The sequence below is a fragment of the uncultured Microbacterium sp. genome (genome assembly GCF_945952435.1).
GTDB lineage: Bacteria > Actinomycetota > Actinomycetes > Actinomycetales > Microbacteriaceae > Microbacterium.
The window spans coordinates 15140-36551 of record NZ_CAMFHZ010000012.1; the positions used below are offsets into that span (position 1 = coordinate 15140).

The following is a 21412-nucleotide window of genomic DNA, read 5'->3' on the forward strand; positions in this document are numbered from 1 at the left end:
CGCCGCGGTCATCTGAGGTTCCGGCGTCCGCGGCACGGGTACCGGAACCCTCTACTCCGACAGCGGCGAGATGGCGGCCGGGCTGGTGCTGCCCGGCTGAGGTGCCGGCGGCGTCCGGCACGGGAACTGGCCCCGCCCCGCCGGGAGTGCGACAATGGACGACGGCGTGCCCGTGTCGCATCTTCTCCGCGCATCCGCCGATGCGTGGGATCGAAGGACCGCCGGGCCCCTGGACAGCGTCCGCCGCACCTGCATCCGCTGAGGAGCTTCATGTCGACGCCCGAGGTCACCACCGTCCCCGCCCGCACCGCCCACCACCGCCGATACCTGATGTGCAAGCCGGAGCACTTCACGGTGAACTACAGCATCAACCCGTGGATGGAGCCCGCGAACCCGACCGATACGGCCAAGGCCGTGGCGCAGTGGCAGAAGCTGTACGACCTCTACCTCGAACTGGGCCACGAGGTCGAGCTCATCGAGCCGCTCGCCGGCTACCCCGACATGGTCTACACCGCGAACGGCGGCTTCGTGATCGGCGGACGCGCCTACGTCCCCTCGTTCTACTACGCGCAGCGGCAGGGCGAGTCGCCCGCCTTCGCGGAATGGTTCCGCGCGAACGGCTTCGACACCGTGATGCCGAAGGAGATCAACGAGGGCGAGGGCGACTTCCTGCTCGCCGGCGACGTGATCCTCGCCGGCACGGGCTTCCGCTCGGCCGGGGACAGCCACCGCGAGGTCAGCGAGGTCTTCGGCCGCGAGGTCGTGACGCTGACGCTCGTCGACCCGCGCTTCTACCACCTCGACACGGCCCTGACCGTACTCGACCCCGTCGTCGGCGAGGAGAACGGAGGCCCCGCTGCGGCCAACATCGCCTACCTCCCGCACGCCTTCGACGACGCGAGCCGCGCGATCCTGGAAGAGCGCTTCCCGGACGCGATCCTGGTGTCCGACGAGGACGGCGCGGTCTTCGGGTTGAACTCCGCGAGCGACGGCTACAACGTCGTCATCTCGCCGCGGGCGACCGGTTTCGAGAAGCAGCTGCGCGAGCGCGGCTACAACCCGATCATGATCGACCTCAGCGAGCTGCTGCTCGGCGGCGGCGGGATCAAGTGCTGCACCCTGGAACTGCGAGGCGCATGATGTCCGCGGAGCAGATCGAGCGGATCCTGGAGTCCACGACCGAGGACGGATCGGGTGCCGAGCCGCACGTCGCGCGCAACTACGCACCGCTGGAGGTCACGATCGCGCGCGGCGAGGGCGCCTGGGTGACCGATGTCGACGGCCGACGCTACCTGGATCTGCTCGCCGCGTACTCCGCGGTCAACTTCGGCCACCGTCATCCCGCACTCGTCGCGGCGCTCACCGAGCAGCTCGGCCGCGTGGCACTGACCAGCCGGGCCTTCCGCAACGACCGCCTGGAGCCGTTCGCCGCGGCGCTCGCGCAGCTGTGCGGCAAGGACCTCGTCCTGCCGATGAACACGGGTGCGGAGGCCGTCGAGACCGGGATCAAGGTCGCCCGGGCCTGGGGATACCGGGTCAAGGGGGTGCGCGACGGCGCGGCCAGGATCATCGTCGCGAACGGCAACTTCCACGGCCGCACCACCACGATCGTCGGATTCAGCGACGACGAGTCGGCGCGCGACGGCTTCGGGCCGTTCACGCCCGGGTTCGACGTGGTCCCCTACGGCGACGCCGAGGCCATCGCGCAGGCGATCACCGACGACACGGTGGCCGTGCTCGTCGAGCCGATCCAGGGCGAGGGCGGGGTGATCATCCCGCCTGAGGGCTACCTGCGGCGGATCCGCGAGATCTGCGACGAGCGGAACGTGCTGTTCATCGCGGACGAGATCCAGTCCGGGCTCGGTCGGGTCGGCACCACCTTCGCCTGCGACCGCGAGGGCGTCGTCCCCGACATGTACCTTCTCGGCAAGGCGCTCGGCGGCGGGCTGCTCCCGGTCTCCGCCGTCGTGGCGGACGAGGACGTGCTCGGGGTGATCCGTCCCGGGGAGCACGGGTCGACGTTCGGCGGCAATCCGCTCGCCGCAGCTGTCGGGCTGCAGGCCGTCGAGATGCTGGCGTCCGGGGAGTTCCAGGAACGGGCCACCGCGCTCGGCGCGCACCTGCGGGAGGGTCTCGAGGCGCTCGTGGGACACGGCGTGACCGCGGTGCGCGTGGCCGGGCTCTGGGCCGGCGTCGACATCGATCCCTCCCGGGGGACCGGTCGCGAGATCGCGGAGAGACTGCTCGAGCGGGGCGTGCTGGTGAAGGACACGCACGGGCAGACGATCCGCATCGCGCCGCCGATCGTCGTGCGTGCCACCGAGCTCGACTGGGCGCTCGAACAGCTCCGCTTCGTGCTCGGCTCCTGACCGCGGGGCACCGCGGACGGCGTCAGGACCGGACGGTCACGGTGACCAGGTGGCGACCGGTCGCGCCGTCCGGTGCCGGGGGAGCGGCATCGGCTGTCTGCACCGTGCCGTCGGCGCCGATCGCGCGACATCGGATCGCATGCGTTCCTGCCGTCGCGTGCCACGTGAGCCGCCACTGCACCCACGTGTCGGCGGAGATCGCGGTCGCCAGGTCCGCGCGCTGCCACGGCCCTTCGTCGATCTGCACCTCGACGCCGGAGACCCCCGCGTGCGGCTGCCAGGCGACCCCGGCGATCGCGGTGGCGCCGGGGGCGACCGTGGCGTTCGGGCGGGGCACGTCGATGCGCGATTCCAGTTTGATCGGACCGCGCTCCGACCAGCCGCGATCGGTCCAATAGGCGCGGGCGCGGTCGAAGCGGGTGACTTCGAGATCCGTCACCCACTTCGTCGCGGAGACGTAGCCGTAGAGCCCCGGCACGACCATGCGCACGGGGAACCCGTGCTCGACGGGAAGCGGGGATCCGTTCATGCCGATCGCGAGCAGCGCCTCGCGGTCGTCGGTGAGCGCCTCGAGCGGGGTGCCGGCCGTGAAGCCGTCGACCGAGGTGGAGAGGACCATGTCGGCCTCGGCGCGCGGCTGCGCCCGGGCGAGCAGCGATCGGATCGGATAGCCGAGCCAGACCGCGTTCCCGATGAGGTCGCCCCCGACCTCGTTCGACACGCAGGAGAGTGTCGTCGCGGATTCCACGAGCGGCAGGGACAGCAACTCGTCCCAGGTGAGCGTCACCTCCTGCGCCACGAGCCCGTGGATCCGCAGCCGCCACTGGGCGGGATCCACCTGCGGCACGATGAGCGCCGTGTCGATCCGGTAGAAGTCGGCGTTCGGGGTGACGACGGGGCTGAGGCCGGGCACGTCGAAGCTCGCGGCGGCCGGGATCGGCGCAGCGGCGACGGCCGGCTTCGGAAGCCGCAGCGCGGTACGGACGCCGTTCGCGGCCACCGAGCCGGCACGGCCCGCGGACGCGGCCACCGTCGCCAGGATCCCGGCGGCGGCGCTCGCGGCCGTCCAGGCGAGGAAGCGACGCCGGGAGGGAGCAGGATCCACGGACTCCGGCGGCTCCACCGGGGAAGGCCCGTCCGTCCGCGGCGGCGTCGAGACGGTCCGCCGCAGCACCCTCACGAGCAGGTGAACGGTGGTCGCGGCAGCGATCCCGCACAGCAGCGCGGGCAGCCACGCCAGGGCTCCCGCATCCGCGCGCGTCGGGGCGAGCACGGCGACGACGAACCCGAGCAGGACGAACCCCGCGACGCCGGCCCGCGGCCTGGCCCGCTCGGCGAGGCCCAGGAGCGCGGAGATCAGGAGCAGCACGAGCGCGACCCCTGTGAGCAGAGCCGTCTTGTCGCCCGTGCCGAACCACGCGATCGCGGTGTCCTTCGCCCAGGCGGGGGCCGCATCGATCAGCATCCCGCCGACGACGGCGAAGGGGCTCGACGTCGGGGCGGCGAGGGTCGCCGCGAGCTCGCCGACGCCCACGCCGAGCAGGGCCGCGGCGATCCCGGCCGCGGCGGCGAGCCCCCGGGGCAGCGCTCTGGATCCGCTCACCGTCCCAGGCTACGAGCGGCGGAGCGCGTCGGGGTGCGCAGCGGCCGATTCAGGAGGACTTCGCGGTTTCGGCCGCGCGGCTCACGTCCGTGCGGCGCGCCGCCCCGCGGTCGCGAGCACGACGAGGGCGGCTGCGGTCGCGACGAGCATGGTCGAGGCCATCAGGACCGCGGAGACCCCGTTGCCGGACAGCAGCGGCGGAACGAGCGCGCCGAGCAGGGCCGCGAGCGTGCCCAGCACGGCCGAGGCGGATCCCGCGCCGTGGGCGATCCGCGCGAGCGACAGTCCGGTGAGCGTGGGGTTGTTGACGCCGTGGGCGGCCACCAGCAGGAACAGCGGCGCGAGCAGCCACGGCAGCGCGGCGTGCAGCAGTGCGGAGAGGAGCAGGGCGGCGGCCGCGATCGTACCGATGCTCAGCGTCCACACCACGAGCCGCCGGCCGTGTCCATGGGCGGCCAGGCGCCGGCTGAGACGCGTGCCCAGCACGATCCCCACGGCGTTCACCGCGAAGACGAGGGCGAAGCCCTGCGCATCGATGCCGAACTCGTCCTGAAGGACGAACGACGACATCTGCAGGTACGTGAAGAACCCGCAGGTGGTCAGGCTCAGGGTGACGGCGAAGACCATGAACGGCCCGTTCGAGAGCGCCGCCGCGAGGCCGCGAAGATCGCTGCCCAGCCCGCCCGTCGTGCGCTCTGCGCGGGGGAGCGTCTCGGGGACGCACAGCGCTGCGGTGAGCAGCAGCGCCACGCCGATCGCCGCCAGCGCGACGAAGACGCCCCGCCAGTCGGTGACCGTGAGCAGGGCCCCGCCGAGGAGCGGGGCGAGGACGGGCGCCACGCCGCTGATCGCCATGAGCGTCGCATAGGCGCCGATCGCCGCGGAACCCTCGTACACGTCGTGCACGACCGCGCGACCGATCGCCATCCCGGCCGATCCGCACACGCCCTGCAGCAGCCGTGCCGCGATCAGGGCTCCGACCGTCGGCGCGGCCGCGCACGCGATCGAGGCGAGCGCGAAGCCCGCGATGGCCCAGAGCATCGGCACGCGCCGGCCGTAGCGGTCGCTGATCGGGCCCCACAGCAGCTGACCGAGCGCGAGTCCGATGAGGCACGCGCTCAGCGTGACCTGCACCACGGCGTCGCCCGCGGAGAGATCCCTGCCGAGCGCGGGGAGCGCCGGAAGGTACACGTCCATCGAGATCGGCCCGAAGGCCGAGAGCGCGCCGAGCGCGGGCAGCAGAGCGCGACGCGACGGGGCACCGTCCGGACCCGCGCCGGCACCGCGCGCGCTCACCCGGCGTCGTCCTCGCGCGCGTCGTCGGCGCCGCGCCGGCCCGGCTCCGTCCGGATCGGCGTCGTGGCACGCGTGATCGGGGTGGTCGTGCTGACGGTCGGCGGGATCACGGCACGATCCATCGCCTCGACCACCGAGACCGGCCTCGTCTCGTCGAGCGTGAGCAGGAAGCGGGCGTCCTCGCGGCGGTGCAGCCGGCCGGAGTGCATCATCCAGGCGGCGCCGATCGCGAACGAGAGCAGCCCCGCGATCCCACCCACCGTGATCGCCGCGCGCGGGCCGAGCGTGTCGGCGATCCAGCCCGCGATGGGCGCGCCGATCGGCGTCGCCCCCATGACGACCGCCATGTAGAGCGCGAGCACGCGACCGCGCAGCGCGGGATCCGTCGTCGTCTGCACGTAGCCGTTCGCGGTCGTCAGCATCGTCACCGTCGAGAATCCCACGAACACGAGCACGATCGCGTACAGCAGGTACGTCGGCATCTGGGCGGAGACGATCGAGGCGACGCCGAAGCCGCCGGCCGCGATCATCAGCACGCGCACCCGTGCCCTGTCGCGGCGTGCGGCCAGAAGGGCGCCGGTGAGCGAGCCGATCGCGAGCACGGAGCTCAGCACGCCGTAGCCGTCGGCCTGCCGGTGGAACTCGAGCGCCATGGTCGAGGCGAAGATCGGGAAGTTCATGCCGAAGGCTCCGATGAGGAAGACCATCACGAACACGACCATGAGGTCGGGACGGCTGCGCACATACCGCAGCCCGACGAGGAGCCCGCCGGCCCGCCGGTTCTTCGGACGCGGCACGAGCTCGCGGGTGCGGATGAGCAGCAGCGCGACGATCATCGCGAGGAAGGTGGCGGCGTTGGCGACGAACACCCAGCCGGATCCCAGGGCGACGATCGCGATGCCGCCCACGGCGGGGCCGATCAGGCGGGCCATGTTGAACGAGGCGGAGTTGAGCGCGACGGCGTTCGAGGCGTTCTCCCGCGACACCATGTCCGAGACGAAGGACTGCCGCGCGGGCGCGTCGAACGCGTTCGTGACGCCGAAGCATGCGGCGAAGACGAGCATGAGCGGCAGCGTCATGACGTGGGTGAGCAGCAGCGCGGCGACGCAGAGCGCGAGCACCATGAGAGTGGTCTGCGTGACGAGCAGGATCCGCCGCCGGTCGAAGCGATCCGCCACCCACCCGGTCAGCGCCACGAGCACGAGCGGGGGTCCGAACTGCAGCGCCATCGTGGCGCCCATTGCGGTGGCGTCGTTGCGGGTCAGCTCGGTGAGCACGACCCAGTCCTGTGCGGTCGACTGCATCCAGCCGCCGATGTTCGAGACGATCGCGCCGAAGAACCAGACCCGGTAGTTGAAGACCCCGAAGGAGCGGAACATCTGGCTCACAGCTCGGCCAGCTTCCGCATCAGGCCGCTCGCCTCGTGCAGCGTGCGCAGCTCCGCCGGCGTCAGTCCGAGCTCGGTGATCTCGGCCATGAGCAGGGCGGTGCGGCGCTCGAACGTCTCGACCACGACGGCATCGCCCGCCTCCGTGATCTCGACGTGCACGCGGCGGCGATCCTGCCCGTCCGGGATCCGCACCGCGTAGCCCTGCTCCTCGAGGCCGGTCACGAGCGCGCTCATCGTGGGGGCGGTGACGCGCTCCCGTTCGGCGAGCGCCGTGAGCGAGTGCCGGCCGTGCGCGCGCAGCGCCGCGAGCACGGCGAGCTGTGCGTCACTCATCGCGCTGTTGCGGGAGTCGACGGCGCGCACCGAACGGAGTCGGCGGGCGAGGCGGAACGTGGCGAGACGGAGCTGGGTGGCGGTCTCGTGCAGGGGATCGGGAGCGTGGTCGTCAGAAGTCATTACTTAGATAGCCTAACTAAGTAAGATCCCGAAGAAAAGGTCGGATGTGCGGCGTGGCGACGGAGGGCGTCGGGAAGAATGGATCCATGCCCCTCGCCCTCGAAGTCGCCGTCCAGGACGCCGCCGGTGTGCGCGTCGCCCGTCAGATCGGCGCCGCCCGCGTCGAGCTGACGCACGCCCTCGCCCTGGGCGGGGTGACGCCGTCGCCCGCGACGCTCGAGCTCGCACTCGACGCGGCGGGTCATGACGGGCCTGAGGTGCACGTGCTCGTGCGTCCCCGCGCCGGAGGGTTCCATTACGACGCCGAGGAGATCGCGGCCACCGTGCGCGACGTGCAGTGGATGCTGGCGCACGGGGCCTCGGGCGTCGTGATCGGCGCGCAGACCGCCACGGGCGAGCTCGACACGCAGGCGCTGGAGCGCCTTCGCGACGCCGCACGCACGGTGCGGGAGGGTGCGGCCGTGACGCTGCACCGCGCGATCGACGTGACGCCGGATCCCCGCGCGGCGCTGGAGATCGCACGGGAGCTGGGCCTCACGCGCGTGCTCACGTCGGGAGGAGCCTCCGCGGCGCTCGACGGTCTCGACACGCTGCGGGCGCTCGTCGCGGCGGCGGACGGCGCCATCGAGGTCATGGCGGGCAGCGGCGTCACCGCCGAGAATGCGGCCTCGATCGCGGCGACCGGAGTGGACGCGTTGCACTTCTCGGCCAAGCGCGTGATCACCGCGGACGGCGGGGTGCGCATGGGCTCGGCGGACGACGGCGTCGGCGGTCACGAGGTCACCGACCTCGACGAGGCCAGGGCCGTGCGGGCGGCGCTCGGGCTCTGACACCCGGACCGTCGTCGGCGGGGTCGGGGAGCGAGGCGGGAATCCGTAGACTCAGGCTCATGGCAGAGCCCCGCACCGCCGCATTCACCGACGAACACGGCATCGAGATCGTCTACGACGTGCACCTCGCCCCGCAGGGGACACCGGCGCGCGGGGTGGTGCAGCTCCTGCACGGCGTCGGCGAGCACGCCGGTCGCTACGTGCGCACGATCGACGCGCTGACGGCTGCCGGTTTCCACGTCTACGCGGACGACCACCGCGGGCACGGCCGCACCGGCATGCGCCAGCACGGGGACGCCGCCCGCCTGGGCCGGCTCGGGCCCGGCGGGCTCCGCGCCGCGGCCGCCGCGGTCTGGCAGCTGACCGAGCTCATCCGTGCGGAGCACCCCGATCTGCCGCTCGTGCTCCTGGGCCACTCCTGGGGGTCCTTCCTCGCGCAGATGGTGCTCGACGCCCACCCCGAGGCCTACGACGCGGTGATCCTGTCGGGATCCGCCCGTCGCACGATCCGCGATCTCAACGCCCGCCCGCTCAACGCCCGGTGGGCCGGGCCGGAGGCCGACGGGCTCGAGTGGCTCAGCCGGGATCCGGCGGTGTGGCGGGACTTCCGCGACGATCCGCTCACGACCGAGACGCCCCTGCTGAAGCTCTTCGGACCGATCGAGGCCGCCCGCCTCTACGGCCGGCCGCGCAAGGACTTCCCGAAGGACGTGCCCGTGCTGCTGCTCGTCGGGCGGGACGACCCGGTCGGCGGTCCCCGGAGCGTGCACCGTCTCGCGGACGACTACCGCGCCCGCTCCGGGCTCACCGACATCACGACCTTCGTCTATCCGGAGGCCCGGCACGAGCTCTTCCACGAGCTGCAGCAGGACGAGGTGCGGGCGGATCTGCTCGCCTGGCTCGACGCGCGGATCCCTGCGCGCGACTGAGCAGCGAGCGCCCTCGCGCCCGCGGCTCCCGCCCCGCGTAGGCTGGAGCGGTGCACGGTGAGTACAAGGTTCCTGGCGGCAAGCTCGTCGTCGTCGACTTCGAGGTGACCGACGGGGCGATCGACGACTTCCGGCTCGCCGGCGACTTCTTCCTCGAACCGGACGACGCGCTGGATCGCATCAACGCGGCGGTCACGGGGCTGCCCACCGAGACGGATGCGACGGGGATCGCCGCGGCCGTGCGCGCCGCGCTCCCCGAGGGCGCTCAACTGCTCGGGCTCACCCCGGAGGCCGTCGGCACCGCGGTCCGCCGTGCGCTCGTCACGGCGCCGGGCTGGCGCGACTTCGACTGGGAGATCGTGCACGAGAAGGCCGTCTCGCCGCGGATGAACCTCGCCCTCGACGAGGTGCTCACCACGCGCGTCGGCGCGGGGGAGCGCCGGCCCACCCTGCGCATCTGGGAGTGGGACGAGTCGGCGGTCGTGATCGGATCCTTCCAGTCGTACCGCAACGAGGTCGACCCTCAGGGAGCGTCCGCGCACGGCTTCGACGTCGTGCGCCGCATCTCCGGAGGGGGAGCGATGATGATGGCCGCGGGGCAGATCATCACGTACTCGCTCTACGTCCCCGCGTCGCTCGTGCAGGGCATGACGTTCGCCGATTCGTACGCCTTCCTCGACGACTGGGTGCTGCAGGCCCTGCGCTCTCTCGGCATCGACGCGGTCTACCAGCCGCTCAACGACATCACCGGGCCGAGCGGGAAGATCGGCGGCGCCGCGCAGAAGCGCCTCGCGAACGGCGGGGTGCTGCACCACGCCACGCTCTCCTACGACATCGACGGTCAGACCATGACCGAGGTGCTGCGGATCGGGCGGGAGAAGCTCAGCGACAAGGGCACGGCGTCGGCGGCGAAGAGGGTGGATCCGCTGCGCAGCCAGACCGGCCTCAGCCGCGCAGAGATCATCGAGCGGTTCAAGGACACCTTCCGCGCGATCACGGGCGCCGAGGACGGCGGCATCACGTCGGAGGAGTACGCGGCGGCCGAGGAGCTCGTGGCCTCGAAGTTCGGCACCGAGGCGTGGCTGCACCGGGTGCCGTGAGCGAGGACGCTCTGCCCCCGGCGGGCGACACGCCCCGCGAGCGAGTCCGTGACGAGGCGTCGGGGTCCGGGAACGGCTCTGGGGAGCGGGGTTCTGCCGGGGAGGGGTCCGGGGTGGACGGGTCCGGGGGGCAGGGTTCTGCCGAGGGGCTCGGTTCTACCGGGCAGGGTTCACGCGGGCTCGGTTCCGTGGAGATCGTGCAGGGCGAGGCGCTCGACGTCGCCGCCACCCTGCCCGACGGGTCCTTCACGGTGGTGTACCTGGATCCGCCCTTCAATACCGGCCGCACCCAGGAGCGCCACGCGGTGTCGACCCGCCGGGCGGACCGCCCCGCCGACACGTCGCCCCAGCCCGCCGCCGCCGCGGCCCCGGAGCTCCTGCGCCCTGCACGGGCGCGCGAGGTGAACCACGGGTTCCACGGACACCGCTACGAGCGGGTGCGGGAACTGCTGCACGCGTACGACGACCGCTTCGACGACTACGGCGACTTCCTCATGCCGCGGCTGGAGGAGGCGTGGCGTCTGCTCGCCGACGACGGCACGCTCTACCTGCACCTCGACTACCGTGAGGCGCACTACGCCAAGGTGATGCTCGACGCGGTGTTCGGCCGCGACTGCTTCCTCAACGAGCTGATCTGGGCGTACGACTACGGCGCCAAGCCGCGCACGCGCTGGCCGACGAAGCACGACACGATCCTCGTCTACGTGAAGACCCCGGGGGCGCACGTGTTCAACGTCGACGACATCGAGCGCGAGCCCTACATGGCCCCGAGCCTGGTCAGCGCCGAGAAGCGCGCGCGGGGCAAACTCCCCACCGACGTCTGGTGGCACACAATCGTGCCGACGACGGGCCGGGAGAAGACGGGCTATCCCACCCAGAAGCCCGAGGGGATCCTGCGACGGATGATCCAGGCCTCCAGCCGGCCGGGCGACCGGATCCTGGACCTGTTCGCCGGATCCGGCACCGCGGGGGCGGTCGCCTCCGCCCTCGGCCGTCACGCGGTGCTCGTGGACGTGAACCCCGAGGCCATCCGCGTGATGCAGGGGCGGATCCCGCACGCGACGCTCCGCGCGGACCGCGGGGTCTCCGGGAGCTGATGCCCCGCACGGACCCCGGCGCGGCGCGACCTGCGCGTGCGGCGCGCCTGTCCGGGCCGCGGAGTGGGGTCAGCGGCGGTGCAGGGCGAAGGCGTCCACCAGGGCGGAGCGCACGGCTCCGATCCCGTCGGCGGATCCCGAGCCCGTGCGGACAGCCGTGAAGATCTCCCGGACCGGGGATCCGGGCAGCTCCGCGAGCGCGACGGGTGCCGGCTCGTCCCCCCAGATGAGGTCGGGGAGCATGCCCACCGCGTGCCCCGCGGCGATCAGGCGCACGTGCGCGGTGAGATCCTCCGCCTCGAAGCGCACGTCGGGCTCGAAGCCGGCCGCCCGGCACTGCTGAACCGCCCATTGCCGGGCGGCGGATCCCACCGGTTCCATGACCCATGCGCGGCCGTGCAGCGCGGAGAGGGACGAGGGCGCCTCGCCGAGAGGGAGGACGAGACGGATCGGATCCTCGCCGATCAGCGCATGCTCGGTTCCGGCGTGCCGCTCCCTCGTGTGCCCCGGATACTGCTCGGCGATGACGAGGTCGAAGCGGCGCGTGGTCAGCTCGAACAAGCCCTCCTCGGGCGGAGCCTCCGTCATCTCCACGCGCAGATCAGGGCGATCGGCGGAGAGGGCCGTGAGTGCCGAGGGGACGATCGTCTCCGCGGCGGTGGGCATGGCGCTGATCCGCACCGGCTCGATCGGGGTGCGGCGCAGGGACTCGCGGGCGAGCTCGTCGAGTTCCAGCGCGCGGGCCGCATGTGCGGCGAGGGCGCGGCCCGCGGGCGTCAGGCGGATCCGTCGGCCGTCGGGCTCGAGCAGGGCCACGCCCGCCTCGCGTTCGAGCAGGGCGAGCTGCTGCGAGATCGTCGAAGGGCTGTACGACAGCGATGCGGCCACCGCCGCGACCGTGCCGCGCAGGGCGAACTCGTGCAGCAGGCGCAGGCGGCGCAGTTCGAACATGGTGCCTCTCGTTCTGTCGGTGCGGAGTGTCGGGCGGGGGCGTTTCGTCTCGGGCGCTTCGCGTCCTCGCTCAACGACCCCGGGGGTGCCGAGGTCGAGGTCGAGGTCGGGGGGCGGGGCGTTTTGTCTCGGGCGCTTCGCGTCCTCGCTCAACGACCCGGGGGTGCCGAGCTCCTGCGCAATGCATCGACTTTACCGAATGATATCCATCAATAATGATCGCTTTTCCTGCAGGGATCGGGGATCCATGCTGAGAGCATCCCTCGCGCGTGCGCGCGCGTCCCTGACCCACGAGGAACCATGACCGCCACCGCCCCCTCCGGCACCGCTGCCGGCCTCACCGATCTGTCCGACCTCGCCGACGACGCCGTCGCGCTCGTGAGGACCTGGCTCGCCGAGAGCCGCGAGGTTCCCGTCGACGCCGCCGGTCAGCGCCTCGCCGGAGTGCTGCGCGACCCGAACGGCCTCGACTTCACGGTCGGGTTCGTCGACGGCGTCGTGCGCCCGGAAGATCTCGCGGTCGCGGCCGCGAAGCTCAAGGATCTCGTGCCGCTCACCCCCGGATTCCTCCCGGCGCCGATGCGGGCCGCGATCGGCCTCGGCGGCGCCACCGCGTCGCTCGTGCCGGGGGTCGTCGTGCCCGCCGCTCGTGCGGTGCTGCGTCAGATGGTGCGCCACCTCATCGTCGATGCGCGGGACGAGAAGCTCGGCAAGTCCATCGCGCACATCCGCGAGACGCAGGACGTGAAGCTCAACATCAACCTGCTCGGCGAGGCGATCCTGGGACGCGAGGAGGCCGCGCGCCGTCTGGAGGGAACCCGCCGTCTGCTCGAGCGCGACGACGTCGACTACGTCTCGATCAAGGTGTCCTCGACCGTCGCCCCGCACAGCCCCTGGGCCTTCGACGAGGCCGTGGCGGACGCGGCCGAGGCGCTGCTGCCGCTGTACCGCATCGCGCAGAAGGGCACCGCGGCCGGTGCGTCGAAGTTCATCAACCTCGACATGGAGGAGTACAAGGACCTCGACCTCACGATCGCGGTGTTCACCTCGATCCTGGACCGTCCGGAGTTTCAGGGCCTCGAGGCGGGCATCGTGCTGCAGGCGTACCTGCCCGATGCCCTCGGCGCCATGATCCGCCTCCAGGAGTGGGCCGCGGCACGCGTGGCCGCCGGCGGCGCGCCGATCAAGGTGCGCGTCGTCAAGGGCGCCAACCTGCCCATGGAGACCGTCGACGCCGAGTCCCACGGATGGCCGCTCGCCACCTGGTCGTCGAAGCAGCAGTCGGACTCGTCCTACAAGGCCGTGCTCGAGTACGCCCTGCGCCCCGAGCACATCGGCAACGTGCGAATCGGCATCGCCGGGCACAACCTCTTCGACATCGCGCTCGCCTGGCTGCTCGCCGAGCGTCGCGGCGTGACCGGAGGGATCGAGTTCGAGATGCTGCTGGGCATGGCCGCCGCGCAGGCGCAGGTCATCAAGCGGACCGTCGGCTCCCTCCTGCTCTACACCCCGGTCGTGCACCCCGACGAGTTCGACGTCGCGATCGCGTACCTCATCCGCCGGCTGGAGGAGGGGGCGTCGCAGGAGAACTTCATGTCGGCGGTCTTCGACCTCGACACAGATCCCGCCCTCTTCGACCGTGAGAAGGAGCGCTTCCTCGCCTCCGTGCGCACGGTCCCGACGGAGGTTCCCGGATCCAATCGCGTGCAGGATCGGACGGCTCCGGTGCCCGCGACCGACCCGAGCTCGTACGTGTTCGAGAACACGCCCGACACGGATCCGTCCCTCGCGCCGAACCGGGCCTGGGGCGACGCGATCCGCGCACGGATGGTCGGCTCGACCCTCGGCGACGACACCGTCGCCGCCCACACGCTCACCACCACCGCCGAGGTCGACGCGGCGATCGCTGCGGGCGTCGCCGCAGGCGAGGCGTGGCGCGCCCTCGGCGCCGAAGGACGAGCCGCGATCCTGCACCGTGCCGGAGACGTGCTCGAGCAGCGTCGCGCCGCCCTGCTCGAAGTGATGGGATCCGAGGCGGGCAAGGTCATCGAGCAGGGCGACCCCGAGGTCTCCGAGGCGATCGACTTCGCGCACTACTACGCCGAGAGCGCGCGGACGCTCGCCGACGTCGACGGTGCCGTGATGCAGCCGGTGGGCCTGACCGTGGTGACTCCGCCGTGGAACTTCCCGGTCGCGATCCCGGCCGGATCCACCCTCTCCGCCCTCGCCACCGGATCCCCGGTGATCATCAAGCCGGCCCGCCAGGCGCGTCGCTCCGGCGCGGTCATGGTGGAGGCCCTGTGGGAGGCCGGTGTGCCGCGCGACGTCCTGCAGTACGTGCAGTTCGACGGGCCCGACCGCGGCGACCTCGGCGCCCGGCTCGTCAGCGACGCGGCCGTGGGTCGGGTCGTCCTGACCGGAGGTTACGAGACCGCGGAGCTCTTCCGCGGCTTCCGCAAGGACCTGCCGCTGCTCGCCGAGACGAGCGGCAAGAACGCGATCATCGTCACGCCCTCGGCCGACCTCGACCTGGCGGCGAAGGACGTCGCCTACGCGGCCTTCGGGCACGCGGGGCAGAAGTGCTCCGCCGCGTCGCTCGTCGTGCTGGTCGGATCCGCCGCCCGTTCGGAGCGGTTCCGCCGCCAGCTCGTCGACGCGGTGCGCGCGTACGACGTGGGCGCCCCCGAGGACGGATCCAACCGGATCGGACCTCTCATCGGCCCCGCCGAGGGCAAGCTGCTTGGCGCGCTCACCACGCTGCACCCGGGGGAGAGCTGGCTCCTGAAGCCCGAGAAGCTCGACGAGGCCGGCCGGCTCTGGCGGCCGGGGATCCGTGACGGCGTGCGACGGGGATCCGAGTTCCACCGCGTCGAGTACTTCGGACCCGTGCTGGGCATCATGACCGCGGATTCGCTCGCCGAGGCGATCGACATCGTCAACGACATCGACTACGGCCTCACCTCGGGCCTGCACTCGCTCGACGAGGACGAGGTGCAGCAGTGGCTCGCCGCGATCCAGGCGGGCAACGTGTACGTCAACCGCGGCACCACCGGCGCGATCGTTCAGCGCCAGCCGTTCGGCGGCTGGAAGAAGGCGGCCGTTGGGGCCGGATCCAAGGCCGGGGGCCCGAACTACCTCGTCGGACTCTCCGAGTGGGTCGACGCGCCCGTCACGACCGTGCGCGAGCTCGATGCACTCGCGACCTCGGCCGTGGGCGCGCTCGCCGCCTCGGGCGAGGCGGACGCCGACATCGCCTGGCTGCGCGGCGCGCTCGCCACCGACCTCGACGCCTGGGCGGCGGAGTTCGGCGTCGTCCGCGACGCCACCGGACTCACCACCGAGCAGAACGCGCTGCGCTACCAGGCCGTACCGGTCACGGTGCGCTTCGAGGGCGAGCGGGTCGCCGAGCTGATCCGCGTCGTCGCCGCCGGTCGCCGTGCCCGCGCGCGCGTCACGGTGAGCGCCGCGGCGCCGCTGCCGACCGCGGTCGCGACCTGGCTCGGCACCCACGACGTCACGGTCGCCCTGGAGGACGCCGAGGCCTGGGCGTCGCACGCGCGGCGCCTTGCCGCGCGAGGCGGACGCGTGCGTCTCGTCGGCGCCGCGGCACTCGCGACGGCCGAGGCCGTGGACGGATCGCCGAGCCTCGCCCTCTACGCGAACCCCGTCGTCGCGGCCGGCCGCGTCGAGATCCTGCCCTTCCTGCGGGAGCAGGCGGTCTCGGTCACGGCCCATCGCTTCGGCACGCCGCACCGCTACGAGATCCCGCTGCTGGATCCGATCTCGTGATCGGATCCGCCGCTCGGGCGCGTCGAGAGGTGGTGGCGTAGACCGAGGGAGGCGCAGACCGGGATGGAACGCGGTGCTCTTCGGGGCACCGCGTTTCGTTTCGCGCGAGGGCACCGCGTTTCGTCTCGCGCGGCCTGCGGCCGTGCTCGCTCAACGACCCCGGGGAGACGTCGCGGCCTGCGGCCGTGCTCGCTCAACGACCCCGGGGAGGCGTCGGGCGCGCTTCCGCAACGCAGGATGGAGGGGGAGCGAAGGCCGTGAACGGCGCGATCCAGGTGCGGAGAGCGGATCCGTCCTGAGTTGTTGCAATCGGATGCGGGCTCCTTGACCGGCTCTGGACATCCGGCAGGATCGCCCCTGGCCTGAGGTTCGGCGTCAGGACAGGGGGAGGGCGCCGTCGTAGGCGGTCGCCGAGAGGACCGGATCGTCCGGGGCGCCGCCGAACACCCTGCTGAGCCCGGGATCCGTGCGCCACTGCGGCCATCCGGGATCGCCCTCTGAGGCGAAGCGCACGGCCACGGCGTGCATCTCGGTCGCGAGGTGCTGCGGTGGCGTCGGCCCGGCCAGCCTCTCCACGAACGGGTCGTCGAGCACGTCGAACCAGAACGGTACGTCGAGGCAATGGCACGACCACCCTTTCGCGGGGGAGACCCACGCGAAGCGGTAGGCCCAGGTGGGGGCGTCCCCGCGGGCCTGCGCCGTGCGCACCACGAGCGAGCGGAACACCCGGTCCGTCACGAAGCGTCCGAGCAGGGCGGGGGTGCCGCGACGACGCTGCGCCCGGTTCGCCGCGAGATAGGCGCGCCGCACCGAGCGGTCGTCGCTCAGCACGCGCAGCGCGAGAGGCGCAGGGATCAGGCGGAGCGCCCGGGGCGCGCGATCCATCGTCATCGTGAACTCGTCGTCGGTCGCCCCCAGCAGCAGCGGCTTGTCGGCGCCGATCCCCTCTGCGAGCGCGTCGATCGCGGGCCGAGGCAGCACGTCCCCGTCGATGACCGGCCCCCACGGCAGACCCGAGACGAGGGGGTCCAGAACGGCGCGCAGGCCCTTCGCGCCGAGCAGGGCGGCGACGGGCTGGCGTTGCATGACGCGGCGTTCGGGGATCGTGCGGAAGCCGTCCGCGGTGGGGGCGCAGTCGAGCAGCTGCGCAAGCCGCGCGGTGCGGCGTCGTGCGAGGTCCGGCGTGACGTCGGCGAGCGCCGGGGAGAGGGCCATCGCCGCGTGGAACAGGGGCCGCGCGCGCGCGAGGCCGAGCAGGGTCAGCACCGCGCCGCCGCCCGCGGACTGACCGGCGATCGTCACCCGTCCGGGATCCCCGCCGAAGGCCGCGACGTTGCGCTGCACCCACTCCAGCCCCGCGATCCAGTCGAGCACACCCCGGTTGGCCGGGGCGCCGTCGATCAGCCCGAAACCGTCGAAGCCGAGGCGGTACGAGAGGGTGACCGTCACGACGCCGTCGCGGTTGAACGCCGCGCCGTCGTACCAGGGGCTCGCGGGGGATCCGTCGACGTAGCCGCCGCCGTGGATCCAGACCAGGACCGGCAGGGAGCCGTCGTCCGCGCCGCCGTCCGGCAGGCGCGGCGTGAAGACGTTGACGTTGAGGGTCGCGGCGCCGGGGATGCTCGGCTCGGGGATCAGCGTCACGCCTTTGTCGCCGCGCTGGGCCGTCGGGCCGAACGCGGTCGCGTCGCGCGGCGCGGTCCACGGATCCGGCGGCTCCGGGGCGGCGAACCGCCGCGCGCCCACGGGTGCGGCCGCGAACGGGATCCCGAGAAAGGCCGCGGAGGCGCCTCGGGATCCCGGCTCGCCCCGCCAGAAACCACGGACGGGGCCGCGGTCGGTCTGCGCGAGGGGGGCATCCGCGGTCATCGGATCAGCGTATCCGCCGCGAGGTCCGTCGTCGGCCTTACCCGGGCGCGCGGTCTCAGCCGGCGTTGCGGCGGGCCTCCCAGCCGGAGCGCACCATCTCGTCGACACTGTGCCGCATACGCCAGTCGAGGTCGCGGGCGGCCAGTTCGCCGGTCGCGACGATGCGGTCGGGGTCGCCGGGGCGCCGCGGACCGATCTCCGGCACGAAGTCGATCCCGGTCACCCGCGCCATCGCGTCCATGATCTGGCGCACCGACAGACCGTCGCCGGAGCCGAGGTTGTACGCGGGCTCGACCGGCTGGCCCGCGATCATGCGCTGCGCGGCGGCGACGTGCGCGAGTGCGATGTCGCCCACGTGCACGTAGTCGCGGACGTTCGTGCCGTCCTCCGTCTCGTAGTCGTCGCCGTTGATCCGCGGCGTCTCCCCGGCGAGCAGCTTCTCGAAGACGATCGGGAACAGGTTGTGCGGACTCACGTCGTGCACGGAGGGATCGGCGGATCCCACCACGTTGAAGTAACGCAGGGAGGTGTGCACGAGAGGGTGCGCGGATCCGGCGGTCGCGATCCCCTGGTCGCGCAGGAGCCACTCGCCGATGAGCTTGGACTCGCCGTACGGGCTCGCCGGGCGCTTCGGGGTGCTCTCCACGACGAGCGGGACGTCGGGGGTGCCGAACACCGCGGCGCTGGACGAGAACACGATCTTGTCGACGCGCGCGGCCATCGCCTCGAGCACGACCCGCGTGCCCTCGACGTTCTGGGCGTACGTGTGCAGCGGCCGCTCGACCGAGACGCCGGCGTACTTGAACCCCGCGACGTGGATGACGCCCTCCACCGCGTACTCCCGCAGCGTGTCCTCGACGAGGGCGCGGTCGAGGATGCTGCCCTCGATCAGCGCGACGCCCTCGGGGACGAACGACGGCTGGCCGCTGGACAGGTCGTCGAGGACGACCGGGGTCAGCCCGGCCTCCGCGAGAGCGCGCACGACGTGCGATCCGATATAGCCGGCGCCACCGGTCACGAGCCAGGACATGGGGTCTCCTTCGGGGTCGGGCATCTCCGCCGGTCAATTCTGTCAGCAGGGCACCTGAGGATCCGCCGCCCGCCCCGGGTCAGACGTCGCGGCGCGGGCCGGCGGACGGCGTCACCGTGAACACGTGCGGCGCCGCGTGGCCCGCGGCCGCGAACGCGGCATGCACCGCGTCCGAGACCGGTGCGACGAGCGAGCGGTCCAGGAGCGCGATCGCCGCTCCGCCGAATCCTCCGCCGGTCATGCGCGCCCCGACCGCTCCCTGTGCGAGCGCGGTTTCGACGGCCAGATCGAGTTCGGGGGTCGAGATCTCGAAGTCGTCCCGCATCGAGACGTGGGAGGCGACGAGCAGCCCGCCGATCGCCCGAGGACCCTGATCCGTCAGCGCGGCGACGGTGTCGAGGACGCGCTGATCCTCCGTCACCACGTGCCGCACCCGGCGGAAGTCGACCGGGTCGAGCAACGCCTGCGCGCGCGGCAGATCGGCCACGGACAGGTCCCGCAGGGCGGCGACGCCGAGCGCCGCGGCCCCGCGCTCGCAGGACGCCCGCCGCTCGCGGTATCCGCCCGTCGAATGCGCGTGCGAGACCCGCGTGTCGATCACGAGCACCTCGAGCCCCGCGTCGGCGAACCCGGTCGGGATCGAACGCGCCTCGAGCGTGCGGCAGTCGAGGAAGGTGACCGCATCGGCGACGCCGAGCATCGAGGCCATCTGGTCCATGATCCCGGTCGGCGCTCCCACGGCCTCGTTCTCGGCCCGGCGCCCGGCCAGCGCGAGGGCCACCGGATCCGCCTCCAGACCCCACACCGCGTCGAGCGCCGTGGCGGTCGCGCCCTCGATCGCCGCCGAGGAGGAGAGCCCCGCGCCGACCGGCACCTCCGACGCGATCGCGAGGTCGATGCCGGAGACGCCGGATCCGTCGATCCGGGACAGGAGCGCCCACGCGACCCCGAGCGGGTAGGCGGCCCATTCGGGCACGGCCGGCGCGCCGGCGGAGGGGAACAGTCGGTCGAGCTCATCGAGCGCGACCTCGACCGGCTCCTCGGCGAAGGTGGACGCGACGCGGATCCGCCCGTCGCCGCGCGGCGCGGCCGCGGCGTAGGTGCGGTGCGGGATCGCGAACGGCAACACGAAGCCGTCGTTGTAGTCGGTGTGCTCGCCGATGAGGTTGGCGCGGCCGGGCGCCGACCACGCGCCGGCCGGCTCCGTCCCGGTCAGCGTGCGGAACAGGGCGCGAGCGTCGTCGATGGCCGTCATCGGGCTCCTCGGAATCGTCGGCGGTGGGGCATAGCTCACGAGGTCGCCCGCTCGGGCCGGGCCGGCTCGGGGACGGACGCGATCGCGTCGCGCAGGCGGGCGGCCGCGTCCTCCGGCAGGACCTCGGAGGTCCAGGCCGACATCGCCGCCTCGGATCCGGCGAGGAACTTGAGCTTGTCGGCCGCGCGCCGGGGACTCGTGAGCTCGAGCCGCATGCGGATCGTGTCCCGGTCGGCGCGGACCGGGGCCTGGTGCCACGCCGCGATGTAGGGCGTCGGGGTGTCGTAGAGGGCGTCCACACCGCGGAGCAGCCGGAGGTAGAGCGGGGCGAGCTCGTCGCGCTCGGCGGCGCTCAGCTCGGAGAAGTCGGGCACGTGCCGGTGCGGCAGCAGCTGCACCTCGAGCGGCCAGCGGGCGGCGAACGGCACGAACGCGGTCCAGTGCTCGCCCTGCAGCACGACCCGCTCGGACCGCTGCTCACGTTCGAGGACACGGGCGAGGAGGTCAGGCCCGGCGCTCGCGATGCTCGCGCGCAGACGCTGGGTGCGCGGCGTGACGTAGGGGTAGGCGTAGATCTGACCGTGCGGGTGCGGCAGTGTGACCCCGATCGCCTCACCGCGGTTCTCGAACGGGAAGACCTGTTCGACGCCGGGCAGCGCCGACAGGGCCGACGTGCGGTCCGCCCAGGCCTCGATCACGGTGCGCGCGCGGGTGACGGTCAGGGTGCCGAAGGATCCGGCGGGCTCGGGGCTGAAGCACACGACCTCGCACCGGCCGACGCTGGAGCGGGTGCGCCCGAGTCCGAGCTCCTCCAGGTCGCCGAGGCCGTGCGGCGGGTCGGCCGCCGTCGGCGCGGCCCCGATCGCCCGGGTCAGGGCGGGCCCGAAGGCCGGGGAGCGGTTCTCGAACACGGCCACGTCGTAGCGCGAGGGCACCTCGGAGGGGTTCGCCGACGACTGCGGGGCCAGCGGATCCGCGTCGGCGCCCGGCATCATCACGCGACTCTGCCGCGCGGTGGCGAAGGTGATCCAGTCCCCGCTGAGCACGTCCTGCCGCATGGTCGCCGTCTCCGGCCGTGGGTCCAGGATCCGCGCGTCGATACGACGCTCGGGGCCGACGGACGTGCCGGGGTCGTCGTAGTAGACCAGGTCACGGCCGTCGGCCAGTCGCGTGGATCGCCGGATCACTCCGGCACCGAGGGCGGTGACCGTCGTGGCCGCGACCGTCGTGGCGGTCCCGGCGCGGTCGGGATCGGCGCTCGTGCCCCACGCAGGATCAAAGTCCATGTTCACGTAAACACGGTACGACACAACACGTGATAGCGTCAACAATCCTGTGTGGGGTTCGGGTGGCCGCGCGGGCGGGCGACCAGGGGTCCGTCAGTGCGGGTCGGTGGGCCCCCGGGATGTCGGACGTGGGGGATCGGGAAGGGTGAGGATGTCGCGACA

General features: G+C 72.7%; 16 protein-coding genes. 7 read left to right on the plus strand and 9 right to left on the minus strand.

The annotated features are described in order from the left end of the window. Positions 1-270 precede the first annotated feature (270 nt). On the plus strand, positions 271-1140 hold the full coding sequence (gene ddaH / locus Q0P88_RS08060) for a dimethylargininase (RefSeq protein WP_295012904.1): 870 nt from the start codon (positions 271-273) through the stop codon (positions 1138-1140). After that, positions 1140-2369 (plus strand): ornithine--oxo-acid transaminase, encoded by a 1230-nt coding sequence (gene rocD / locus Q0P88_RS08065; RefSeq protein WP_295013036.1) that lies wholly within the window; start codon positions 1140-1142, stop codon positions 2367-2369. Before ddaH ends, rocD begins: the two co-directional genes overlap by 1 nt. Before the next feature lie 22 nt (positions 2370-2391). On the opposite strand, the gene Q0P88_RS08070 is transcribed toward rocD, so the two are convergent. The 4 genes from Q0P88_RS08070 to Q0P88_RS08085 all read right to left on the minus strand — a co-directional run bounded on the left by Q0P88_RS08070 (position 2392) and on the right by Q0P88_RS08085 (position 7114). Beyond that, positions 2392-3972 (minus strand): molybdopterin-dependent oxidoreductase, encoded by a 1581-nt coding sequence (locus tag Q0P88_RS08070; protein WP_295012906.1) that lies wholly within the window; start codon positions 3970-3972, stop codon positions 2392-2394. An 81-nt stretch (positions 3973-4053) separates the two neighbouring features. Next, positions 4054-5268 (minus strand): multidrug effflux MFS transporter, encoded by a 1215-nt coding sequence (locus Q0P88_RS08075; protein WP_295012908.1) that lies wholly within the window; start codon positions 5266-5268, stop codon positions 4054-4056. After that, positions 5265-6647, minus strand: a complete 1383-nt coding sequence (locus Q0P88_RS08080; RefSeq protein ID WP_295013038.1) for an MFS transporter — start codon at positions 6645-6647, stop codon at positions 5265-5267. The genes Q0P88_RS08075 and Q0P88_RS08080 overlap by 4 nt, the downstream gene beginning before the upstream one ends. Before the next feature lie 5 nt (positions 6648-6652). Further along, the gene (locus Q0P88_RS08085; RefSeq protein ID WP_295012910.1) at positions 6653-7114 is read right to left on the minus strand and encodes a MarR family winged helix-turn-helix transcriptional regulator; all 462 of its coding nucleotides are present in this window, start codon (positions 7112-7114) and stop codon (positions 6653-6655) included. Positions 7115-7200: 86 nt separating this feature from the next. Here Q0P88_RS08085 and Q0P88_RS08090 point away from each other — a divergent pair, with 86 nt between their 5' ends. From Q0P88_RS08090 to Q0P88_RS08105, 4 genes are all read left to right on the plus strand, one after another. Then, entirely contained in the window at positions 7201-7944 is a 744-nt protein-coding gene (locus Q0P88_RS08090) for a copper homeostasis protein CutC (protein WP_295012912.1), read from the plus strand. A gap of 59 nt (positions 7945-8003) precedes the next feature. Beyond that, positions 8004-8873 (plus strand): alpha/beta fold hydrolase, encoded by an 870-nt coding sequence (locus Q0P88_RS08095; protein ID WP_295012914.1) that lies wholly within the window; start codon positions 8004-8006, stop codon positions 8871-8873. A gap of 50 nt (positions 8874-8923) precedes the next feature. Beyond that, positions 8924-9973: a lipoyl protein ligase domain-containing protein gene (locus Q0P88_RS08100; RefSeq protein ID WP_295012916.1), complete on the plus strand. Its 1050-nt coding sequence runs from the start codon at positions 8924-8926 to the stop codon at positions 9971-9973. Between the two features lie 188 nt (positions 9974-10161). Next, entirely contained in the window at positions 10162-11070 is a 909-nt protein-coding gene (locus Q0P88_RS08105) for a site-specific DNA-methyltransferase (protein ID WP_295012917.1), read from the plus strand. Positions 11071-11139: 69 nt separating this feature from the next. On the opposite strand, the gene Q0P88_RS08110 is transcribed toward Q0P88_RS08105, so the two are convergent. Then, positions 11140-12021: a LysR family transcriptional regulator gene (locus Q0P88_RS08110; RefSeq protein WP_295012919.1), complete on the minus strand. Its 882-nt coding sequence runs from the start codon at positions 12019-12021 to the stop codon at positions 11140-11142. 300 nt (positions 12022-12321) lie between these two features. Between Q0P88_RS08110 and Q0P88_RS08115 the strand changes: the two genes are divergently transcribed. Continuing rightward, the gene (locus Q0P88_RS08115; RefSeq protein WP_295012921.1) at positions 12322-15810 is read left to right on the plus strand and encodes a bifunctional proline dehydrogenase/L-glutamate gamma-semialdehyde dehydrogenase; all 3489 of its coding nucleotides are present in this window, start codon (positions 12322-12324) and stop codon (positions 15808-15810) included. Positions 15811-16185: 375 nt separating this feature from the next. On the opposite strand, the gene Q0P88_RS08120 is transcribed toward Q0P88_RS08115, so the two are convergent. The 4 genes from Q0P88_RS08120 to galT all read right to left on the minus strand — a co-directional run bounded on the left by Q0P88_RS08120 (position 16186) and on the right by galT (position 21250). Then, positions 16186-17679 carry a carboxylesterase/lipase family protein gene (locus Q0P88_RS08120; protein ID WP_295012923.1) on the minus strand — a complete coding sequence of 498 codons (1494 nt, stop codon included), beginning with the start codon at positions 17677-17679 and terminating at the stop codon, positions 16186-16188. A 55-nt stretch (positions 17680-17734) separates the two neighbouring features. Continuing rightward, positions 17735-18709, minus strand: coding sequence for a UDP-glucose 4-epimerase GalE (gene galE, locus Q0P88_RS08125; protein WP_295012925.1), 975 nt, complete (start codon positions 18707-18709; stop codon positions 17735-17737). Between the two features lie 79 nt (positions 18710-18788). After that, a complete protein-coding gene (galK, locus tag Q0P88_RS08130) occupies positions 18789-19964 on the minus strand; it encodes a galactokinase (protein WP_295012927.1) in 1176 nt (391 codons plus the stop codon). A gap of 35 nt (positions 19965-19999) precedes the next feature. After that, positions 20000-21250 (minus strand): galactose-1-phosphate uridylyltransferase, encoded by a 1251-nt coding sequence (gene galT / locus Q0P88_RS08135; protein ID WP_295012929.1) that lies wholly within the window; start codon positions 21248-21250, stop codon positions 20000-20002. Positions 21251-21412: the final 162 nt, after the last annotated feature.

Coding starts and splice junctions, on each gene's coding strand:
- ddaH (WP_295012904.1), top strand. CDS start 271: ATGTCGACGCCCGAGGTCACCACCGTCCCCGCCCGCACCGCCCACCAC.
- rocD (WP_295013036.1), top strand. CDS start 1,140: ATGTCCGCGGAGCAGATCGAGCGGATCCTGGAGTCCACGACCGAGGAC.
- Q0P88_RS08080 (WP_295013038.1), bottom strand. CDS start 6,647: ATGTTCCGCTCCTTCGGGGTCTTCAACTACCGGGTCTGGTTCTTCGGC.
- Q0P88_RS08085 (WP_295012910.1), bottom strand. CDS start 7,114: ATGACTTCTGACGACCACGCTCCCGATCCCCTGCACGAGACCGCCACC.
- Q0P88_RS08090 (WP_295012912.1), top strand. CDS start 7,201: ATGCCCCTCGCCCTCGAAGTCGCCGTCCAGGACGCCGCCGGTGTGCGC.
- Q0P88_RS08095 (WP_295012914.1), top strand. CDS start 8,004: ATGGCAGAGCCCCGCACCGCCGCATTCACCGACGAACACGGCATCGAG.
- Q0P88_RS08110 (WP_295012919.1), bottom strand. CDS start 12,021: ATGTTCGAACTGCGCCGCCTGCGCCTGCTGCACGAGTTCGCCCTGCGC.
- Q0P88_RS08115 (WP_295012921.1), top strand. CDS start 12,322: ATGACCGCCACCGCCCCCTCCGGCACCGCTGCCGGCCTCACCGATCTG.
- Q0P88_RS08120 (WP_295012923.1), bottom strand. CDS start 17,679: ATGACCGCGGATGCCCCCCTCGCGCAGACCGACCGCGGCCCCGTCCGT.
- galE (WP_295012925.1), bottom strand. CDS start 18,709: ATGTCCTGGCTCGTGACCGGTGGCGCCGGCTATATCGGATCGCACGTC.
- galK (WP_295012927.1), bottom strand. CDS start 19,964: ATGACGGCCATCGACGACGCTCGCGCCCTGTTCCGCACGCTGACCGGG.
- galT (WP_295012929.1), bottom strand. CDS start 21,250: ATGGACTTTGATCCTGCGTGGGGCACGAGCGCCGATCCCGACCGCGCC.